The organism is uncultured Methanobrevibacter sp., from assembly GCF_900316895.1.
Taxonomy (GTDB): Archaea; Methanobacteriota; Methanobacteria; order Methanobacteriales; family Methanobacteriaceae; genus Methanocatella.
In genome coordinates, this window is the sequence record NZ_ONER01000146.1 from 1 (window position 1) to 3,066 (window position 3,066).

Here is a 3,066-nt window from a genome sequence, read left to right on the forward strand (position 1 = left end):
TGGGGTTTCCAATTGAACATCACATATTGCAAATTCATAAATGTTATTCTCTATAAATTGGTTTAAAACAGTGTTCATTGAATCAATAAATGTCTTGATGTACTTTTCTGTATATAGTTCATCATTGTATTGAATTGCGAAGCGGATATTATCTTCTGTCACATAAATGTCGAAGTTAATCTTATATGCTGTAGCTGAAAGGTCTTCTGAAAGCAATGCTTTTTCTTCATAAGTTTTGCCGTTTAAAGTTGCTTCTTCTGAACTTAAGAATTCTTGATATGAGAAGAAGAATTCTGGTTTTAATTGATATTCTTCGGCAATGTAGGTATATGGGTATTCACTGTGGCTTATGGTGTCTCTCCATACTTTATCAGTATCATTAATAAATTTGTTAATGGTTGCTTGTCTGTTTTCATTGTTGAATATTAATGGGAGTGTTTTAACTAAGAATCCTTGGGTATGGTAGTAGTATGGATTTGATCTTCCGTTAAATATTGTTGTAATTAATGTTTTGTCGCTAAATGTGTATTTATTCAATGTTAGTGTAAGTGCTGATAGGAATACAGCATTTTGACTTAATGAATGTTCATTACAAAATTCTTTAACCCTGCTGGAGTCGATTTCTTCAACGATTGTTTTCATCTTTCCTTCATCAGGATTTCCGTTCAGATTTGTTGTCAGAACTGTTGATTCAATTTCCTGTGATAACTTTTGATTAAAGAATTCTTTGGACTCTTCGTATTTTATACTGTTTTTGGTGTTTTCTTCAATAAGGCTGTAAACATAGCCGTCTACGATTTCCTGTGATAATTCTCTGTTTTCATATGCATTGGCTATGTCTGAGAGTAAGTTGATTTGGGACACTCCATCTGTAATCAGGTGGTGGAAATCAAGGAATAATAATGTTTCATCCTTTGTTTGATATATTTTAAATCGGAATAACTGTTCATCACCAAAGTGGAATGCTTTAACATCGTTTTTGATGATTTCATCATCACTTATTGAATCAACCTCAACAATTTCTATTTCATCTATTGGAGTGTTGTCATTCCTTTCTTGTTGTAATGATTCTGGTTTTGAGGTATGGGTGTGCTTCAATTGTCTTGATTATTGATTCTTTTAATTTTTCCGCTTCAATGTCCTTGTCAAATCTTAAAAGTGTTGGCATTGTGTATTTGATTTCATCAGGATTTTGCATGCATTCGTAGTATACTCCTAATTGATTTTCAGTCAATGGGAAGTAATCTAGGCTATTTGCCAACTCAATATATTCATCTAAATCGGATGCATCGTCTAAACTGTTTTCAATTTCTATTGCAAGTTTTCTAATTGTCGGCTCATTAAACAGTAGGGAAATATCTAGGTTTACGCCCATTGCAGCATAGATTTGTGAGTTGAATTTCATTAATATCAATGAGGTAAATCCTATTGCATATAAATCGTCTGTAACACCAAATTGAGTTTTTCTTCTATTTCGTTTTCAGGTTTTATGTTTTCCAAGTTTAATTTTGGTTCTGGGAGTGATTTCAGGTCGGTTTTTCCGTTTGGTGTTTGAGGTATTTCATCAAGTTGCATGTATGCGGTTGGAATCATGTACTTGGTTAATTTATCTTTTAAAAACTCTCTTAAATTGTCTACATCTATATCATCGTCTGCAGTATAATATGCACATAAATGGTCATTATTATTGATTTTTTTAATTACGACGACCGCTTGTTTTATAGATGAGTATTTGTTGATGTTGGATTCGATTTCTCCGATTTCTATTCTTAGTCCTCTGAGTTTGATTTGGTTGTCGATTCTTCCGTGGATTTCTATGTCTCCGTCAGGCCTTGATATCGCATAGTCTCCGCTTCTGTAGTATGGAATGTTATTGATGGTTAAATAAACTTCTTCGGTTTTGTCAGGCATGTTGTAGTATCCTTTACCTACGCCGACACCTCCGATGTAGAGTTCTCCCATTACTCCATCTGGGAGTAATTTTCCGTCAATATCTCTTACTTCAGTCACGTAGTTTCTCAATGCTTTTCCGATTGTGATGTTTTCAGGGTCGGTTATTTCTTTGTAGTTGGATGCGATTGTTGCTTCTGTTGGTCCGTAACTGTTGTATACTTTTGCATCGCAGTATTTTTTAACTTCGTTGAATGCTTTTGCTGAGAATTGCTCTCCTCCCATGACTATACATTTTGCACAGCTAATAACTTTGCAGAATTCTTCTACTTCAAGGTAGGATAGTAATCTTGATGGTGTGAATTCCATCACTTCCGGTTTATGCTCTTTAATTAATCTGGTTAAATCGACGATGTTTTTGATTTCAGAATCATTAGCAAAAATTATTTGTATTCCATTTGTTATACCTGTCAGGATGTCTTCCATGGATGTGTCGAATGCGATTGTTGCAATACTTAATAGGTTGTTGTATTCGCATTTAGGGTTTCCTTCGGCTTCGTTGCATGCATTTTTATGACTTATCATTACTCCTTTTGGATTTCCTGTTGATCCTGATGTGTAAATCATGTATGCCAAATCATCTGGGGTAATTTCTATGTCTGGATTTGAAGTATTTTTCTCTTCAAGCAGTTCATTTATTTCTAATGTATTGCTTGATTTTCCATCTGCGGTTATTATATAGTCTGCTTGACTGTTATTGTATATGTAGTCAATCCGTTCTTTAGGATACTCCAAATCAATAGGTATGAATGCGCATCCTGCTTTTAAAATACCTATTATTGCTGCTATTAGGCTGCTGTCCCTTGGAAGCATTATTAAAATATTACTTTTTGCATTTACTCCTTTTCTAATAAGTGCATTGGCTATGCGGTTTGCCTTAATGTTTAATTCCTCATTTGTTAATGTTGCATCTGTTGCAACAAGTGCAATGTTGTCCGGGTTTGTTTCGACTTGCTTTTCAAAGCGCTTATGGATAAATGGATTTTCCAAATGAGTGAAAGTAATTGTTTCAGGTTCTTTTTCTAATTCAATATCTTCAACTGTTAATTTGTAAATGTCATTTTCAATGAATTGATTTAATATGATATTTAATGAATCTAAGAATTTTTGAATATA

3 protein-coding genes are annotated in these 3,066 nt (G+C 33.6%); all 3 read right to left on the bottom strand.

Features of this window, described 5'->3' with window-relative positions; all coding sequences use genetic code 11:
- Positions 1 to 1,098, bottom strand: a 1,098-nt coding sequence (locus QZN27_RS09890) for a condensation domain-containing protein (RefSeq protein ID WP_296787077.1), incomplete at its 3' end; no start/stop codon positions are given.
- Positions 1,046 to 1,405 (bottom strand): hypothetical protein, encoded by a 360-nt coding sequence (locus QZN27_RS09895; RefSeq protein WP_296787079.1) that lies wholly within the window; start codon positions 1,403 to 1,405, stop codon positions 1,046 to 1,048. The genes QZN27_RS09890 and QZN27_RS09895, both read right to left, overlap by 53 nt.
- A gap of 20 nt (positions 1,406 to 1,425) precedes the next feature.
- Positions 1,426 to 3,066 (bottom strand): amino acid adenylation domain-containing protein (locus QZN27_RS09900; protein ID WP_296787082.1); only part of this gene is annotated, 1,641 nt, incomplete at its 5' end.